The sequence below is a fragment of the Vibrio sp. 10N.286.51.B11 genome, from assembly GCF_041469245.1.
GTDB classification, from domain to species: domain Bacteria; phylum Pseudomonadota; class Gammaproteobacteria; order Enterobacterales; family Vibrionaceae; genus Vibrio; species Vibrio crassostreae_C.
This window is the reverse complement of the sequence record NZ_JBFRKI010000033.1, coordinates 15,182-30,569: the sequence shown is the minus strand read 5'-3', so window position 1 is coordinate 30,569 and position 15,388 is coordinate 15,182. Positions and strand designations below refer to the sequence as shown.

At 46.0% G+C, this 15,388-nt stretch carries 14 protein-coding genes and 1 pseudogene; 8 read left to right on the top strand and 7 right to left on the bottom strand.

The window, feature by feature from the left end:
* Window positions 1–65 precede the first annotated feature (65 nt).
* The gene (locus AB4154_RS16595) at window positions 66–584 is read right to left on the bottom strand and encodes a transcriptional regulator (protein WP_372123600.1); all 519 of its coding nucleotides are present in this window, start codon (window positions 582–584) and stop codon (window positions 66–68) included.
* Window positions 581–1,468: pseudogene (locus AB4154_RS16590) on the bottom strand (ABC transporter ATP-binding protein). Before AB4154_RS16590 ends, AB4154_RS16595 begins: the two are co-directional and overlap by 4 nt.
* A 185-nt stretch (window positions 1,469–1,653) precedes the next feature.
* Here AB4154_RS16590 and AB4154_RS16585 point away from each other — a divergent pair.
* Window positions 1,654–1,848, top strand: coding sequence for a hypothetical protein (locus AB4154_RS16585; RefSeq protein WP_017061218.1), 195 nt, complete (start codon window positions 1,654–1,656; stop codon window positions 1,846–1,848).
* 189 nt (window positions 1,849–2,037) lie between these two features.
* A complete protein-coding gene (locus tag AB4154_RS16580; RefSeq protein WP_050643559.1) occupies window positions 2,038–2,598 on the top strand; it encodes an NADAR family protein in 561 nt (186 codons plus the stop codon).
* 174 nt (window positions 2,599–2,772) lie between these two features.
* Here the strand turns inward: AB4154_RS16580 and AB4154_RS16575 are convergent, their stop codons facing one another.
* Window positions 2,773–3,531, bottom strand: a complete 759-nt coding sequence (locus AB4154_RS16575; RefSeq protein WP_136974558.1) for an ABC transporter substrate-binding protein — start codon at window positions 3,529–3,531, stop codon at window positions 2,773–2,775.
* Window positions 3,532–3,619: 88 nt separating this feature from the next.
* Here AB4154_RS16575 and AB4154_RS16570 point away from each other — a divergent pair, with 88 nt between their 5' ends.
* A complete protein-coding gene (locus AB4154_RS16570) occupies window positions 3,620–6,052 on the top strand; it encodes a response regulator (RefSeq protein ID WP_136974559.1) in 2,433 nt (810 codons plus the stop codon).
* Window positions 6,053–6,203: 151 nt separating this feature from the next.
* Here AB4154_RS16570 and AB4154_RS16565 read toward each other — a convergent pair whose 3' ends face one another.
* Window positions 6,204–6,956 carry an SDR family NAD(P)-dependent oxidoreductase gene (locus AB4154_RS16565; RefSeq protein ID WP_017061222.1) on the bottom strand — a complete coding sequence of 251 codons (753 nt, stop codon included), beginning with the start codon at window positions 6,954–6,956 and terminating at the stop codon, window positions 6,204–6,206.
* 12 nt (window positions 6,957–6,968) lie between these two features.
* The gene (locus AB4154_RS16560) at window positions 6,969–7,664 is read right to left on the bottom strand and encodes a sulfite exporter TauE/SafE family protein (protein WP_017066352.1); all 696 of its coding nucleotides are present in this window, start codon (window positions 7,662–7,664) and stop codon (window positions 6,969–6,971) included.
* 362 nt (window positions 7,665–8,026) lie between these two features.
* On the opposite strand from AB4154_RS16560, the gene AB4154_RS16555 reads away from it, so the two are divergent.
* Complete coding sequence (locus AB4154_RS16555) at window positions 8,027–9,343, top strand: aspartate aminotransferase family protein (RefSeq protein ID WP_017066353.1); 1,317 nt, start codon at window positions 8,027–8,029, stop codon at window positions 9,341–9,343.
* A gap of 167 nt (window positions 9,344–9,510) precedes the next feature.
* On the opposite strand, the gene AB4154_RS16550 is transcribed toward AB4154_RS16555, so the two are convergent.
* A complete protein-coding gene (locus AB4154_RS16550) occupies window positions 9,511–11,025 on the bottom strand; it encodes a PLP-dependent aminotransferase family protein (protein WP_017066354.1) in 1,515 nt (504 codons plus the stop codon).
* A gap of 239 nt (window positions 11,026–11,264) precedes the next feature.
* On the opposite strand from AB4154_RS16550, the gene AB4154_RS16545 reads away from it, so the two are divergent.
* The 4 genes from AB4154_RS16545 to AB4154_RS16530 all read left to right on the top strand — a co-directional run bounded on the left by AB4154_RS16545 (window position 11,265) and on the right by AB4154_RS16530 (window position 14,551).
* On the top strand, window positions 11,265–12,131 hold the full coding sequence (locus AB4154_RS16545; protein WP_017061226.1) for a transporter substrate-binding domain-containing protein: 867 nt from the start codon (window positions 11,265–11,267) through the stop codon (window positions 12,129–12,131).
* A gap of 131 nt (window positions 12,132–12,262) precedes the next feature.
* Window positions 12,263–12,901, top strand: coding sequence for an amino acid ABC transporter permease (locus tag AB4154_RS16540; protein WP_017061227.1), 639 nt, complete (start codon window positions 12,263–12,265; stop codon window positions 12,899–12,901).
* A 137-nt stretch (window positions 12,902–13,038) separates the two neighbouring features.
* Window positions 13,039–13,704 carry an amino acid ABC transporter permease gene (locus AB4154_RS16535; RefSeq protein ID WP_017061228.1) on the top strand — a complete coding sequence of 222 codons (666 nt, stop codon included), beginning with the start codon at window positions 13,039–13,041 and terminating at the stop codon, window positions 13,702–13,704.
* A complete protein-coding gene (locus AB4154_RS16530) occupies window positions 13,697–14,551 on the top strand; it encodes an amino acid ABC transporter ATP-binding protein (RefSeq protein WP_017065130.1) in 855 nt (284 codons plus the stop codon). Before AB4154_RS16535 ends, AB4154_RS16530 begins: the two co-directional genes overlap by 8 nt.
* 103 nt (window positions 14,552–14,654) lie before the next feature.
* On the opposite strand, the gene AB4154_RS16525 is transcribed toward AB4154_RS16530, so the two are convergent.
* On the bottom strand, window positions 14,655–15,383 hold the full coding sequence (locus tag AB4154_RS16525) for a UTRA domain-containing protein (RefSeq protein WP_102428102.1): 729 nt from the start codon (window positions 15,381–15,383) through the stop codon (window positions 14,655–14,657).
* Window positions 15,384–15,388 lie beyond the last annotated feature (5 nt).

Sequence of the window (15,388 nt, the reverse complement as noted above, 5' to 3'; positions counted from 1 at the left end):
TCATGCTTTCTACGGATCTAGCTCTGGTGAGATTCTGATTTGATGCTTGATCGAGAAGGGCTTGATCAGTGGAGATGGCGTTGAATAATGCCTTGATCATCGTTTCGGGGATGGGTTGCCATAAAGCGTACATGCGACTCGATCAATTTTTCAGACTCTGCTTTCCAACGTGGTTCTTGCTGTTGGTTCGTAAACTCCAAAGCCAATACACACAAGTGTTGTAGCCGCTGTGTACACCACTCTTGCAATCCTGCTTCTGATTTTGGGTCACATGACACCGCTTGCAGCTTACTGTAGGCAAACATTAGGTATTGGTAGGCTTTATCTTGATGGCTTGAGCTGCTGGCCTCCTGCGAAGCCAAGTCCGGATTCGATGAATCCGCGAGGTGGCGATAGAAAGTAAAGATTCTCAGGCATCCGTCTAGCCAACATGCGATACCTTTGCTCTGCTCATCTGTGATCAATGGCCCCCAGAGCGCATCTGGAGGCGTTAAGATCAAAGGTTCTAACCGGTCCACTTGATCATGCTTTCGGTCTTTGTACCAATCTCCGATCCGCTCTAACCAAGTGTCTAGTTCATTCATGCAACGTTATCCCACTGTTTTACAAAGTGATTATCAGAAACTTGTTTGATTTCATGCTGTATTTCACTGCTCTGCTCTCGAATACGATCAGCGTCTATTGAATAGTTTGGCTCATTTTTGACGAGTTCGCCAAATGGCAGATCGGGATCTGGTACGGCAGAGATCAACAACTTAGTGTACGGGTGTCGTGGATTGGTTAAGATCGACTGGGTTGATCCCCATTCGACGATCTGTCCTTTGTACATAACCGCTGTCTCTTCTGCGATGTAATGTTCTGTGGCAAGATCGTGGGTTATGTACAAAAAGCCAATCCCCAACTCTTGCTTCATTTTTTGCATCAGGTTCAACACGCCAAGTCGAATCGAAACGTCCAACATCGAGGTGGGTTCGTCAGCAAGAATAACCTCAGCGCCAACGGCCAGTGCTCTCGCTAGGTTAACCCTCTGTCTTTGGCCTCCACTGAGCTCGTGCGGGTATTTGGCGAGCGTTTCGATGGGTAACTCCACCAGCGTTAATAACTCTTTGAGGCGTTCTGTGAGAGCCTGTTTAGTGGCTACCTGTTTATGGATCTTAAGTGGGCGCGTTAAATGGTGCTCAATGGTGTGAGTGGGATTAAGTGAACCAAAGGGGTCTTGAAACACCATTTGCACACGGCTGCGATAATCCAAGATATCTTTACGGCTTTTCAGCGTAGAGATGTCTCTGCCTTTGAACAGTATCTCTCCCTCTGTCGCAGGGTAAACCTTGGTCATCAATCGTGCGCAGGTGCTTTTCCCGCAGCCTGATTCTCCGGCTAAGCCGAAAATCTCGCCTTAGCCTATGTGAAAGCTAACGGATTTGATTGCATTGAAAGAGGGGAAAATGAGAGTTGGATCAAACCACATTTCTTATGGGGAATCTTTTAAATATAATTGCAGAAAATGGCTTTGGCAAAGTTTAAATGAGGCATTTATTAATTAGCTTTGTGAAGCGTCGGAATCATCACACTTCAGTACAGAATTTCTTAACAAGCGAAAAAGCATTTGCTACAGATTACCTGTCCATTACATGGTGCTTTTCGGAGGAAAACATGTCCATTAATTCTATCAACCATGATGAAATGACAAATATTGCAAACAAGTGGGATGCTGAAGAAGAAGTATCTTTCAAACCAGAAAAGAAAATGAAGTCTGCTGAAGCTCGTCGTCGTATCGAGACTCTAAGAGAAATTAGAGAAAGCGGTTTGAGTCTGGAAGAAGCGAGGGAGCTAGGTCTTATTCACTAATAATCCCCATTGCATTTAGAAGGGTGGCACAACGCCACCCTTTGATTTATAAGTTTTTTTTCATGTTTCCTATCCAGATTTAATCAACTCCTTGATTCTTTGGCTCACTGTTCCGTTTAGCCTATCCCTTGTGATATTACGCTTTTCAGATGAAAAACACGCACATGGCATACTCTTGAACTAAGTTGTTTGACAGTCATATTCAACGCCACTAATTTTAAAGTTAAAGCAAAAATATGCGATGTCGTTGGTAAGGAGAAGGCTATGTCTAATTCTGTGGCTCAAGCTAAAGAAGTGCTGTTTTACGAACCCGAAGATCCGAACGGATACCTGTCAAATTTTGCCGCTTGTCCTATCAAGGTAGGTGATCAAGTTTGGGCAACCAGCGAACATTATTATCAAGCGATGAAGTTTGCCTCCGAAGCGCTACGTAATACCATTTTGGAAGCCAGTACACCTGCTGAAGCGTTCTCTTTAAGTCGTGACTACGAAGACCAAGTTCGCGAAGATTGGTATGACATTCGTGTTGAAGTGATGCAGTTCATCGTCACCGAGAAGTTCAGACAGAATCCACAGTTTGCGCTGTTTCTTACCAATACCGGAGATTCGGTGATCAAAGAACATTCGCACAAAGACCACTTCTGGGGCGATGGCGGCGATGGAACCGGCGAGAACCATTTGGGTAAGATTCTGATGGCAGTGCGTCACCAGCTTCGCACTCAGCAACTGCATTTAATTGCTTCGCACTGATTCGTCGATTCAGATAGCGGCATGCTTATCATTACTCCTTAGACGCATTTAAAAGGCCGCCCTGCTATCTAGTATGAAGCAGGGCGGCCTTTTCGGTTTTAGAGAGTCAGGCATCAACGAGAGTTAACGTACGTGACTAAGCTATGCGTTGATAAGTTCTACGTTACGCTGGTGCTATAAGTAACTCTGTACGATGTCGTCAAGCTGTCCATCGTCTTTCATTTGGTCTAGGCGTTGGTTGATGAAGCTTTGCAGCTTAGGATCCATCTCAGGGTCAAACGCCAAATGGATAGGGTAGTTATTGATGACAGAACCAAACTCATGCATCTGGTAATCATCAATACTCAGTTTTTGCTCGTTTAGGTTGTATTTGATTCGTGATTCCATTTCCACAAACACGGTGTCGCCAGGTGCTCGGTTCAGGACACGAAACGCAGCAGTGTAATCTTTTACTCGAATCTCGTTGAGCTTGCCCTGTTGGATATAAGGTTCCAAGTTCGGATACTCAAATCCTTTCAGCAATACCACGGCTTTCCCATCGAGATCATCGATTGTATTGAACTCAAATGGCTTTTTACCGCTGCTGAGTAATACGTGTTTTACATTGTAAATCGGGTCTTCAGATAGGTTCGCAGATTGAATATTCCCCCAACTAGGGCTGCCATAGGTAACCCAGTTTGGATTCTCTCTCGCATCGAGCTTGTCGATCATTCGATTAAAAGGGTAGGTGTGGTAGTTGATCTCATATTGGCTGTCATCAAACACGGCTTCCACAATATCTGAAACAATTCCTCTGTGAGATGACCCGTCAGTTTCGATTTGAAAAGGTTGCGCTTGGCTCGCAATAATGTAGTAGTGAAGAGGTTCGCTTGCAGAAGCATAACTGCTTGAAAACAAACTGACTATGGATGCAACGATAAGATGTTTTTTCATAACCTTCCCTAGTTATTTGATGAATGACTACTATTATACTAGTTGAGTAATTGTAGTTTGCTAGGATAACAATAATGGTAATTTGTGTATGGTGACAAAAGGAAAACGCTACGTTGGACTCTCCCGACAGTTGATCGGGATGATAATAGCGATCAGTACCTTATTCACAGTTATAGTGACAGGTCTCGGGTTGTATGTAGAGTACCAAAGTCGAGTTTCTTTTATCAGCTCTCAGATCGAGCAGGTCAAGGCTGGCTACCTTTCTGGTTTAACGGCAAGTTTGTGGGTTGAAGATCGAGAGCAATTGTTTGTGCAAGCCGAAGGCATCTCTCGCCTCCCTTCGGTCAGTTACCTTCTTATCGAAAGTCCCGATGAAAAAATTCTAGAGTTAGGTCAAAAGACCGAAGGCCAATCTTATTCTCAGTCTTGGGAAATGGTGCACCAGATGGGCGGCACAGACTTCCCGTTGGCGACGCTCACGGTGCAATCAGACTTGAGCATGATCCTAGATGACTTTGAAGAACGAGTGTTATTGTTGCTCGCCTTCGAAGCCGTTAAAATCTTCTTGTTGTCTCTCGTATGTTTAACCATCGTCTATCGTCTTGTCGTAAAACGTTTGATGACCATGTCTTCCCAAATCAACCAACAACAGGTCGAAGACAACAAACCGCGCTTTATAACGCCAACTCACTCTACTTACAAAGATGAGATATCGACTCTAGAGAGTAGCTATAACCGATCGGTAGAACGTATTCGTCAACAATATCAAGAGCTGGAAAAAGCCAAAGACGTTGCTGAGGTGGCCAACCGCAATAAAAGTGAATTTCTTGCCAATATGAGTCACGAAATCCGTACACCAATGAATGGGATTATCGGGTTGTCGTCTTTGCTCTCTGAAATGGATATGCCGAAAGAGCAAAAAGAGTACATCAACATGCTCAACACCTCTTCGCTTACGTTGCTCGACTTAATCAACGACATTCTCGATTACTCGAAGATCGAAGCGGGGCGACTAGAGCTTCAGCAAGAGCCGATGAAAATGATGGGCATTGCGGCCGACGTTGAATCAACCTTTCGAGTGAAAGCCGAACAGAAAGGGCTTCGATTCCAATTAGCGATCGACCCTAAGATCCCAACCATGGTGATTGGCGACGGTACACAACTAAGACAAGTCCTAAATAACTTAGTAGGTAACGCGATTAAATTTACCGAGCATGGCCACGTCACGCTCTCGCTTCGTTTGGAAGAGGTGGTTGAGCCTGAGCAAAAACTCAGAGTGAGGTTCGAGGTTGTCGACAGCGGTATCGGTATTGCAGAAGACAAACAGAAATCGGTGTTCGATAAGTTTCAACAAGCCGACGGCAGTACCACACGTATTTATGGAGGCACAGGGCTTGGTCTAACAATATGCGAGAAGATAGTGACATTGATGGGCAGCAAGCTTGAACTCACCAGTGTTGAAGGTAAAGGCAGTACCTTCTATTTTACGGCTGACTTTGACCCGTGTTTAGAAGCCGATGAAAGCAATATCGATTTCAATAAGGTTTCGGTTCTGCTTGTGGATGATAGCCAGCTGAACATGCGTATAACGTCTACACAGCTTCAATCCTTTGGCGTTAAGTCTGAGTGCTGTGAAACGGCAAACCAAGCGTTAGAGTTGGTTTCAGAGTCTGTGGCTCAGTCATCACCTTATGATCTCGTTCTGATAGACAAAGTAATGCCGTCCGTTGATGGCTTTCAACTGGCGAGAAGCTTAGTTGAACGCTTTGGTAGCGAGTGTCCCAAGTTAGTGATGATCTCTGCTGACCCTAGAAAGCAAGATGAAGCTCGTGCTAAACAAGTCGGTTTTGTTGCCTACATTGCGCGTCCTTACCAAGATAATCAGCTTAAATGGACCATCAGTGAGGTACTCGCGAGAGCGGCTGATACTTCAGTCTTTACCTATCCGAACAGAGGAGAGGTTGCGTTTAAAGACAATGAACCTGTGCCGTTAAGTAAACCTGCAGCGGTTGTTAAAGATGCTCCCATTGTCTCTGTAAACGCCACACCAGCCGATAAACAAGCTCCAATTCAAGCAGAGTCAAAACCTGTCGCAGTTGCCGGAGAATTTAGTGGTACAGTTTTAGTTGTTGAAGACTCGCGAGTAAACCAACAAGTCGCCAAGATGATGCTCAAGAAGCTTGGCTTTGAGGTTGATATTGCCGACAACGGTGAAATTGGTGTCGAGAAATTCAAAGTCAACGAATACGAGATGATTTTTATGGATTGTCAGATGCCGGTTCTCGATGGCTTCGAAGCGACCAAGCAGATCCGAGCGCTCGAAGAAGGGGCTGCAAAGCATATTCCAATCATTGCGCTGACGGCCAACGTCGTGCAGCGAGACAAGCATTTGTGCTTCGATGTAGGCATGGATGAGTTTTTACCTAAACCGGTTAACCAAGGCAAACTGAGAGAGATCGTAGCGAGTTTCTTGTCGAAAGAGACGGAATCAAACAAAGAACATGAGCAGCAAATTGTTTAGTTGAGTATCTCTAATCTTACTTTCATTAAAAGAGTAATGAGGCGAATTAGACATAGTCTTTTATGCCGTTGGTTATATTTGAAGTATCGTGTGAAAGAAATGATAAAGGTGGCCTGAAAAGACCACCTTTTTTGTATGTGTCGGTTTGAACTTAATCTCTATCGATTGCGAACGCAGACCATGCTTGACGTGTCGGCATCACTTCGACTCGGTTAATGTTGATGTGATCTGGCAAGGTTGCGATATAAAACATCTGCTCGGCAATATCCTCTGCTGACAACGGTGTAGTGCCTTGGTAAAGGTTGTCTGAAGCCGTCTGGTTACCTTTAGTTCTTACAAGAGTAAATTCCGTTTCTGCAATACCAGGGGAGAGGTCAGTCACTCGTACCCCTGTGCCTTGTAAGTCACAACGTAGGTTGTAACTGAACTGCTTTACGAACGCTTTGCTGGCACCATACACATGGCTTCCTGGGTAAGGCCACTGTCCGGCGATTGACCCAACATTGATGATTGAGCTTCCTGCGCCTTTTTTAATTAACGTAGGCAACAGCGCATGAGTAACATTAACCAAGCCTGTGACATTGGTATCGATCATAGTGTGCCAGTCTTTCAAGTCCACATCAGGCGCGCCTTCTGGTGCCAAAGCTAACCCAGCATTATTGACCAATGCGGTAATCGATGAAAATTCAGCGGGTAATGAATCAATGGCTTGTTTTACGGCGTCTGCGTCTCGAACGTCGAGTTGAATTACATGCACAGGCACCGTTAATTCTTCCTTTAGGTCGAGTAGCCTTTCGATTCGACGACCAGACAGCACTAACGACCAGTTATCTTCTGCGAAACGTTTTGCTGCCGCTTTGCCGAAACCAGAGGTTGCCCCTGTAATGAACGCTATCTTATCCATAAATACATCCTTCTAATTTGAAATTAACATAAGTAGTGCCATGCCGATCAAAATCGGCGCGGTCGTTGTTTTTGCAGACAAGTTCGGTACTGATAGATACAGTTTTTGCCCCAGTACATTGCCAATCAAAGCTGCCGGTAATAGCCATAAACCTGTGATGAACGATTCTTGGTTAAATGCGCCAATCCATATGAAGCCGATCAGTGAAATCGCTGAACTCAGCAGAAAAAACACAATCGCGGTGGCTCTCTGTTCACTGGTTTTAATGGTCAGGTTCATCAAATACGTCACTAATGGCGGACCTCCTGAAGAAGCGGTGGTCATGCTAAACCCCGAAATGGCTCCCGCCCAAAACGCGTGTCGTTGGTGCAACCAAGTGAGGCGTAAGTCCAAAATAATCAGCGTGCTAGCGACCAAAGACATCATCGCGATAAAGGCCTTCAAGCCTGATTCCGATATCGTGCTAATGAAATACAGCGAGAAAGGCACCGCAACCAACATGCCAATACACAGCGGCGCAATAAGCCGGATATTGATGGTGGTTTTACTTCGCTTGAGCAGAGGAAAGGCACTTAAAAAGTCCAACAAGATAGCGATGGTTACCGCTTGCAATGGTGGAACAATAAAGCTGAGGGAAAGCGCTACGATAATCGCAAACCCAAATCCTGAATAGCCTCGAACTACTCCTGCAAACAGAATCAATGTCATCGCTAATCCTAATTCCACTCTTGCTCACCTCTTTGCTTTTGATATTGCTGCTGCGTTAATTAGCGTTCGATGAGACCTGTCTCGTCTGCCTTTCAATCTATTCACACCTAAGAGTTTTGAATAGAGCCAGATCGACGATTGGATTGGGTCAGGCAGTTTGTTGGATCGGGGATGAGACTTGGGCTGATGTACTGGCCCAATGTTTTGTTGAAACTGACACTATGACCTCCGCCCTGTTTGGGATGAAGATTATTCCATCCGATAGCGCAGCCTTTTCAATGTCGTGTTTTGTGTCTTTCATTCTCGAAGACGAGCCAAGCACGAGCGGCTGTGAATCTAGTGTTGTTAATGGAGACGATGAAATGGAAGTATCAACAGAACAGCTTGTGAACCAAGATATTATCGACCTCGACAAGAGCGTATTTCATTCTTGGTCGATTCAAGAAGCAGCGGAGCCTATCGCCATTGCGGGTGGGCAAGGATGCAAAATGTGGGACTACGAAGGTAAAGAATACCTTGATTTTAGTAGCCAACTGGTTAACACCAACATTGGTCATCAGCATCCACAAGTGATCAAAGCGATTAAAGATCAGGCTGATTCATTAGTGACCGTTGCCCCTGCGACCGCCAACCTCACTCGTGGTTTGGCGGCTAAGCGTATCTTGTCGAAAGCGCCAAGCTCGTTTAAGAAGGTGTTCTTTACCAATGCAGGGGCAGATGCCAACGAAAATGCGATTCGCATGGCGCGACAATTCACAGGGCGCGACAAGGTGCTATCTGCTTACCGTTCTTACCATGGCAATACAGGTACTGCTATTGCTGCGACGGGGGATTTTCGTCGAATTCCAAACGAGTATAGCCGTGGGCACGTTCACTTCTTCAATCCATTTCTCTATCGAAGCGAATTCAACGCGGCGACTGAGGCAGAAGAGAGTGAGCGTGCCCTGCAGCATTTAGAGCGAGTGATTGAATGCGAAGGACCAACGGCGATTGCGGCGATTATCCTAGAGACGATTCCGGGAACGGCTGGTTTTCTCATTCCGCCCAAAGATTACCTTATCGGCGTGCGTGAGCTGGCAACCAAACATGGCATTCAGTTGATATTCGATGAAGTCATGGTCGGCTTTGGTCGCACGGGTAAGTGGTTTGCGTTTGAGCACTTTAATGTCGTGCCAGATCTGATTACTTTCGCGAAAGGGGTGAACTCGGGTTATGTGCCGGCTGGTGGCGTGGTGGTCAGCGAACCGATCGTTGAGCACTTTAAGTCAAACTTCTTTATGGGCGGCTTAACGTACTCTGGTCACCCTTTGGCGATGGCTTCTATCGTTGCAACGCTCGATGTGATGGAGCAAGAGGGCATTGTCACACATGCTGATAACGTCGGTAACAGCGTTCTAGGGCCGCTCCTACTGAGCCTTCAAGAGTTGCACCCTATGATTGGTGATGTGCGCGGTAAAGGGATGTTCTGGGCGGTTGAGCTGGTGGAAGATCGTGAAAGTAAAACACCTTTAAGCAATGAAAAAATGGGGCAATTGAAAGCGCAATTGACCAAGCGAGGCCTGTTGACCTTCATTGTGAATAACCGCATTCACGTTGCGCCACCTTTGGTTATTCAGCCAAGCGATATAAAGAAAGGCGTTAAGATCATTGATGAAGTGTTGTTTGAACTCGCTTCTTAAGTCTCCAATAAGATAGCCAGCACAGCAACCAAGGCACTTTGACAAAGAATTCCCCGTTCTTTTCAACGTGCCAAACCTAACCTTCAGAAACGACAAAAGAGCATCGATTGATGCTCTTTTTACGTTCTTTCACTAAATCAGTCTGGTCAAACTGCTCTTAAGTGATGCTAGATCTTCATCACCTCTGACAGCTCTTTGATACCGGGTGCGATCAGATCTTTGTCGATGGCGTGAAAGCCCAATCGAAAATAGGAATTGGGGTCATATTCTGACAATGCTTCACAGCCCGATTCCGTTTCGGTATTCGTCATAAAGTGTGAATAGCCTGTCTCAATCAATATGCCCTTTTGGGCGGCTCGTGAAGCTAAACGCTGGCTATTGATGTGGCTGGGCGTTTGTAGCCACAGAGAGTTGGCCTGCTCGCTTTGAGCCAGTCGCTTGCAGTCAGGTAAGTACTTCAAGACAGCATCGTTGATCAGCTTCCAGCGCTGGCGAGTGTTTTCTCTAAAGCGCCTCACAAAGCTGTCGTAGTAGCCTTGTTCAATAAAGTGCGCTACTTCCATCTGAACACGGCTTGGCGCATGTCGGTACATCAAGCGACGCAGTATTCTAAGGTCGTAGATTAACTCTTCAGGTGCCACGATGTAGCCTAACCTCAAGCCGGGTGCCAGTAGCTTAGAGAAGCTGCTGACGTAGATGACTCTCCCTTCCTTGTCATTGGCTTTTAGCGCGGGTTTAGGATTCCACTCCACGTTGCACTCGGCGTCATAGTCATCTTCGATAATTACCGCGTCATTGGCTTTGGCCATTTCAAGTAACTGAGTTCGACGCTCATCACTCATGGTGACGCCGGTTGGAGCTTGATGGCTAGGCGTGACATAGAAGTGATCACACAGTGAAGAGTGCTCATTGAATCTCAATCCTTGTTCATCCACTTGATGCGGGTGTAACTGCGCGCCAGAGAGATTGAAGATGTGATTCGCTTCTTTGTAGCCGGGGTTCTCGACTCCGACTCGACTCTGATGGTTCATGAGCAAAGTCGAAATCAAATACAGCGCATTCTGCGAACCTAAGGTTATGAGGATCTCATCACTTTGGGCATGAATACCGCGCTGTGGGAGCACCCTTGTGCGTATCTGTTCGACCAGCATGTCGACGTCTTTATCGACCTTGTCGCAAAGCCAGCGGTGATCATGTGGGTCTGAGGTGACCTTTCTTGTCGCTTCTCGCCATTGAGCTAATGGGAAGTCATTGATAGAGGGTTGGCCAAAAATAAATGGGTATTGGTAACAACTCCAATGCGAGGGTTTGACGATGCGTGGGTATTGGCCCAATTGCAGCTTAACGCGTTTGCTCCAATCCGGTGCATTGTCGCTGTCGGCTGATTCAAAATGATCCAAACTCGCGTCGATAGTATCACTCGGGTTTTCATACTTTTCTGAAAGGTAATAACCACTGCGAGGCTTACTGATGAGGTAGCCATCGTCGAGCAAACTGTCGTACACCAAGGAGACAGTATTGCGTGAAACACCCAATTGGCTAGACAGCTTACGACAAGACGGAAGCGCTTGTTCAGCCGGAAAAATACCATTCAATATCGCCGTCACCAAATAGCTACGTACTTGTTCTTGCAGGCTTCTTTTGGAATCAAACTCGATGAAACAATTGTGATTTATCGCCATGAGATACAGTCCTTATTCTCAGTGAACCTCAGTCCAATTTGTATAAAAGAGCAAGAAATGCGCCAGAGTTCATATTGATGTTTTAAGAGTGTGTTTTGCTCTCTCTCAACCCCGAAAATTACGTTGTCCCAAACTAGAAAATCGTTCTGTCCCAACCTGAAAATTAAATTGGCTCTACGTCTCCGATGCATTCCGTTCATAAAGTAAAGGCAGGCAAATAATCTCGATAAGGAAAGCGTATGAAACAGGGAATGACGATGAAGGCATGGGTTTCAACAGCGGCAGCGACAGTTGTACTGGGTTGTTTTGGAGTCGCACAAGCATCGGAGCTTGCAGCCATCGAAAAGCAAGGCTTCATGAAAGTGGCGACAGAAGACAACTACTCTCCATTCAACTATATCGACCGCGGTAAGCCTGCGGGGATTAACAAAGATTTGCTTGATGAGTTACGTGAATATTCGAAGTTCGATATCGAACAAGAGATCTTACCTTGGACAGGACTACTCGCTTCGGTATCTGCGGGTCAATATGATGTGGCGTTAACTGGCGCGATCATTACCGATGCTCGCTTGAAGGCCTTTGATTTCACTCCACCTATCGCTTCAGCGCAGCATTACTTCTTAACCAGAGCTGACGCGGAAGATATTAATACGGTAGCCGATTTAGATGGAAAAACAGTGGGCTTACAAGCGGGCAGTGCTTTGCTAGAAAGGCTTCCAGAGCTCGAAGTGATGCTCGAAGCACAAGGCAAATCTTTGGGTAAAGTGGTGCAGTATCAATCCTACCCAGAAGCGTATTCCGACTTGGCAATCGGCCGAATAGACTATGTGATCAACAGTGTGGTTTCAGTTAACGAGGTAGTGAAATCCAAGTCAAAGGTATTCAAAAAAGGCGAGGCGGTGTCTGGTCCTGGTTTCGTGAGCTGGCCTGTTCCTAAAGAGAACCCTGAGCTTTTGGCATACCTAACGGAGTTTTTCCTGCACCTAGAGCAAACAGGAAAAATGGCGGAGTTGCAGAAGAAGTGGTTCGGTGAGTCGTTCGACCAACTCCCTTCAGAAGCCATCACTTCGGTTGAGCAGTATCACAAGCTAACAGCCGTTCAATAGATGAATAAGCATGCGCCGACACAAACAGTTAGCGGCTGTTTGTGTCCATGCCAATGGGTTCAAAGCGGTTTAACCCATGAGTCTTTGGCGCACAATCTATCGAAAGAAGTCGCTGATCAAAGAGGTCGTTTATGGATTATTACGCTTGGGAACAGTTACTACAGGGCGCGTGGGCAACGGCATGGATATCGGCAGTATCGATTGTATTAGGTGTCGTCATCGGCTTAATGATTGCCTTGGTTAGAATGATGAAAATCCCGTTTGTGGATCAAATGTTGGGCATTTATGTTAGTTGGGCACGAGCAACGCCTTTGGTTACGTTGGCTCTGTTTATTTTCCTTTCTTTTCCGTCATTTGGCATCAATTTAGATAAACACGTTTCTGCCATTTTAGCTCTCACACTCAATACATCGGCATTCAATGCAGAGATTTGGCGCAACGCCTTTCTTAACTTTTCAAAAGGGCAAATGGAAGCGGCTGAAGCCATTGGTATGAGACGCATCACTTACTTTCGCCGCATCATGTTCCCGCAAATGGTGATCATGAGCCTACCAGCGCTAGTCAATGAGATGTCGTTCTTAATCAAAGGCAGCCCAGCGATTGCGGTGATCGGCATCGTCGACCTAACTCGTGTCACCAATCGAATCTCTGCGGTTACCTATGAACCACTTGGGCCGATTCTATGTGCCGGTGCCATTTACATGTTGATTATTGGCGTGTTGGTGAAGTTGCAAGCGGTGGCTGAAAACCGAGCTACTTATCTGCAGTAGTAAGTGTGGCTATCAGTAATCTACCTCAGTCACAGCTAACAACAACAACCACAGTTTAGCCGTCATGGCTACTTGGTCAGAAACACCATTTACCTGCTTGTGATGCGTTATTGAGCGGGTAAGTTTAAGGAGTAAATATGGAAGAATGGAATATTATCTGGCAACAAAAAGAGCTGTTTGCTTCAGGGTTTGTGACCACATTTTATCTTTTTGTTTCGTCTTCAATCTTGAGTTTCATCATTGGCATCGGTTTGTTGTATTGCCTCGAAAACTCAAAACTTGGTGTGAAGTACACCATCAATAGTTTGATAGGCATGATGCGCACCTTGCCGTTTCTTATCTTAGCGTACCTGCTCTATTACGGGTTGCCGCAGGTTGGTATTCGACTCGATGCGATTACAGCGGGAATCATCGCGCTAAGTCTCTATCACGGTACCTATTTTTGTGAGATTTTCCGAGGTGTTCGTAAAGGATTAGAGCCAGGTTACATCGAAGCGGCGCACGCTTATGGCTTCTCTAAATTCAAAACATTTACCCGAGTTATTACCCCAAATGTGTTGTTTAAGTCGGTTCCACTGATCACGAACCAACTCATCATCTGCTTAAAAGACACTGCGTTTCTTAGCATCATCACCGTCGCAGAAATTACCGCGGCCGCCAACAGCATTCAATCAACGTACTTCATCCCATTGAATGCGTTCATCATTGCTATCGCGCTCTACTGGGCCGTGAGTATTGCACTTGAAACCATCACCAAACGAATCCAAACCAAAGTTGAACTTAGAGGGCTTAGCCATGCTTAAACAATCAGAGATTATTGAAACGGAAGCACCGATTAACCCTTCTTTGGGCGTGAATTTGGAAGTGATTGAGTGCGAACCACTATTGGAAGAACGAGAGACGATCATCAAGGTTGAAAACCTGTCGAAACAGTTTGATGGCATCGAAGTACTGCGAGACATCAACCTCAACATCAACAAAGGCGATGTGGTGAGTATTCTCGGCTCGTCAGGTTCGGGGAAATCGACGCTACTGCGTTGCATGAACTGGTTAGAGCAGCCAGAGCGCGGCACGATTTTTATGGGTGATGAGCGTATTGGTATCAACTCTGAAACGGGTAAGCCACTCAAATACAAAGAGTTGGCGAAACTTCGAGAGCGTCTTGGAATGGTTTTCCAAAGCTTCAACTTATGGCCGCATCTCACCGTGTTGCAAAACGTCATGGAAGCGCTGGTTCATGTTAAGAAGATAGCGAAATCAGACGCCGAGGAGATGGCTCGTAAGCAACTCGACAAGGTTGGGATGTCACACAAACTAGAGAGTTACCCAAGCATGTTATCGGGTGGGCAAAAGCAACGTGTCGCGATTGCCAGAGCTCTCGCGATGGAACCGGATGTATTGCTGTTTGATGAGCCAACCTCCGCGCTCGACCCTGAATTGGTCGAAGAGGTGTTACTGGTAATGAAGAAGCTATCGCAAGAGGGTTACACCATGGTGGTGGTGACTCATGAGATGGAATTCGCGCGTCAGGTGTCGGATCAGGTGGTATTCCTTGAGAAGGGCATCTTGATTGAGAAATCCAACCCTGAGAAGTTCTTCACTAACCCAGATTCAACAAGGGTAAGGAAGTTCCTCAAGCTTGATTCATGAGCTAGATGATTCGCGCACCTTAATGTTTGATTGTTAAAAAACTCCGACTGAATCAGTCGGAGTTTTTGTATTTGTGTTGCTACCGCATTAAGAGGATGTGGTACTAGCCAATGCTATCAATGTGGATCACTACTGAGTCTGGTCGCCAGTATTCCAGTTCGCAGTCCATCAACTCGCCATCTTGCTTGTAGTTCACACGGCAGATCTTCAGCACCGGTTGACCCTCAGCCAAATTTAGCGCCTTAGCGACATAGGCTGGGGCTGAAGTGGGAATTACATCAAAACGCGAGCGTTGGGTCTCGTAGCCGTATTTTTCTCGGTAGATGCCTGTTAGTGACATGGTGAGGTTTTCCGACAAGACACCATCAAATAAGGGCGCTTTCAGTACATTTTCAACAAACAGCACTGCTCTACCATCAATAAAACGCAAGCGCTCAATCACGTGTATTGGCGTTATCTGCTCTATCTCTAATGCTTTGGCGTAATCGCCTGTCGCCATCTCTGTACGGGTGCTGAGCAGTCTGGTTTCTGCTATGCGGTGTTGTTCACGAATCATTTGATGAAAGTGAGAACGTGATAATGGGTTATAGCGAACACGTTCGGGTGACACATACCAGCCTCGGCGCTCTTCTCGGTATATCAGACCTTCGGTTTCTAATGACACCAACGCATCTTTGAGCGTGATTCGTGTGGTGGAAAACAGTTCGCTAAGGTTTCTTTCTGATGGCAGTTTTTGCCCTTCAATGAAGATACCTGATTGAAGCTGCTCTCGAATACTCGCCTTAATTCTTCCTAACTGTGTCCCTGATTGCCCGGTGCCCAATGTTCTCATTACTG

Coding starts and splice junctions, on each gene's coding strand:
- AB4154_RS16525 (WP_102428102.1), bottom strand. CDS start 15,383: ATGAGAACATTGGGCACCGGGCAATCAGGGACACAGTTAGGAAGAATT.
- AB4154_RS16560 (WP_017066352.1), bottom strand. CDS start 7,664: ATGACATTGATTCTGTTTGCAGGAGTAGTTCGAGGCTATTCAGGATTT.
- AB4154_RS16540 (WP_017061227.1), top strand. CDS start 12,263: ATGGATTATTACGCTTGGGAACAGTTACTACAGGGCGCGTGGGCAACG.
- AB4154_RS16595 (WP_372123600.1), bottom strand. CDS start 584: ATGAATGAACTAGACACTTGGTTAGAGCGGATCGGAGATTGGTACAAA.
- AB4154_RS16535 (WP_017061228.1), top strand. CDS start 13,039: ATGGAAGAATGGAATATTATCTGGCAACAAAAAGAGCTGTTTGCTTCA.
- AB4154_RS16530 (WP_017065130.1), top strand. CDS start 13,697: ATGCTTAAACAATCAGAGATTATTGAAACGGAAGCACCGATTAACCCT.
- AB4154_RS16555 (WP_017066353.1), top strand. CDS start 8,027: ATGGAAGTATCAACAGAACAGCTTGTGAACCAAGATATTATCGACCTC.
- AB4154_RS16575 (WP_136974558.1), bottom strand. CDS start 3,531: ATGAAAAAACATCTTATCGTTGCATCCATAGTCAGTTTGTTTTCAAGC.
- AB4154_RS16565 (WP_017061222.1), bottom strand. CDS start 6,956: ATGGATAAGATAGCGTTCATTACAGGGGCAACCTCTGGTTTCGGCAAA.
- AB4154_RS16550 (WP_017066354.1), bottom strand. CDS start 11,025: ATGGCGATAAATCACAATTGTTTCATCGAGTTTGATTCCAAAAGAAGC.
- AB4154_RS16545 (WP_017061226.1), top strand. CDS start 11,265: ATGAAACAGGGAATGACGATGAAGGCATGGGTTTCAACAGCGGCAGCG.
- AB4154_RS16570 (WP_136974559.1), top strand. CDS start 3,620: ATGGTGACAAAAGGAAAACGCTACGTTGGACTCTCCCGACAGTTGATC.
- AB4154_RS16585 (WP_017061218.1), top strand. CDS start 1,654: ATGTCCATTAATTCTATCAACCATGATGAAATGACAAATATTGCAAAC.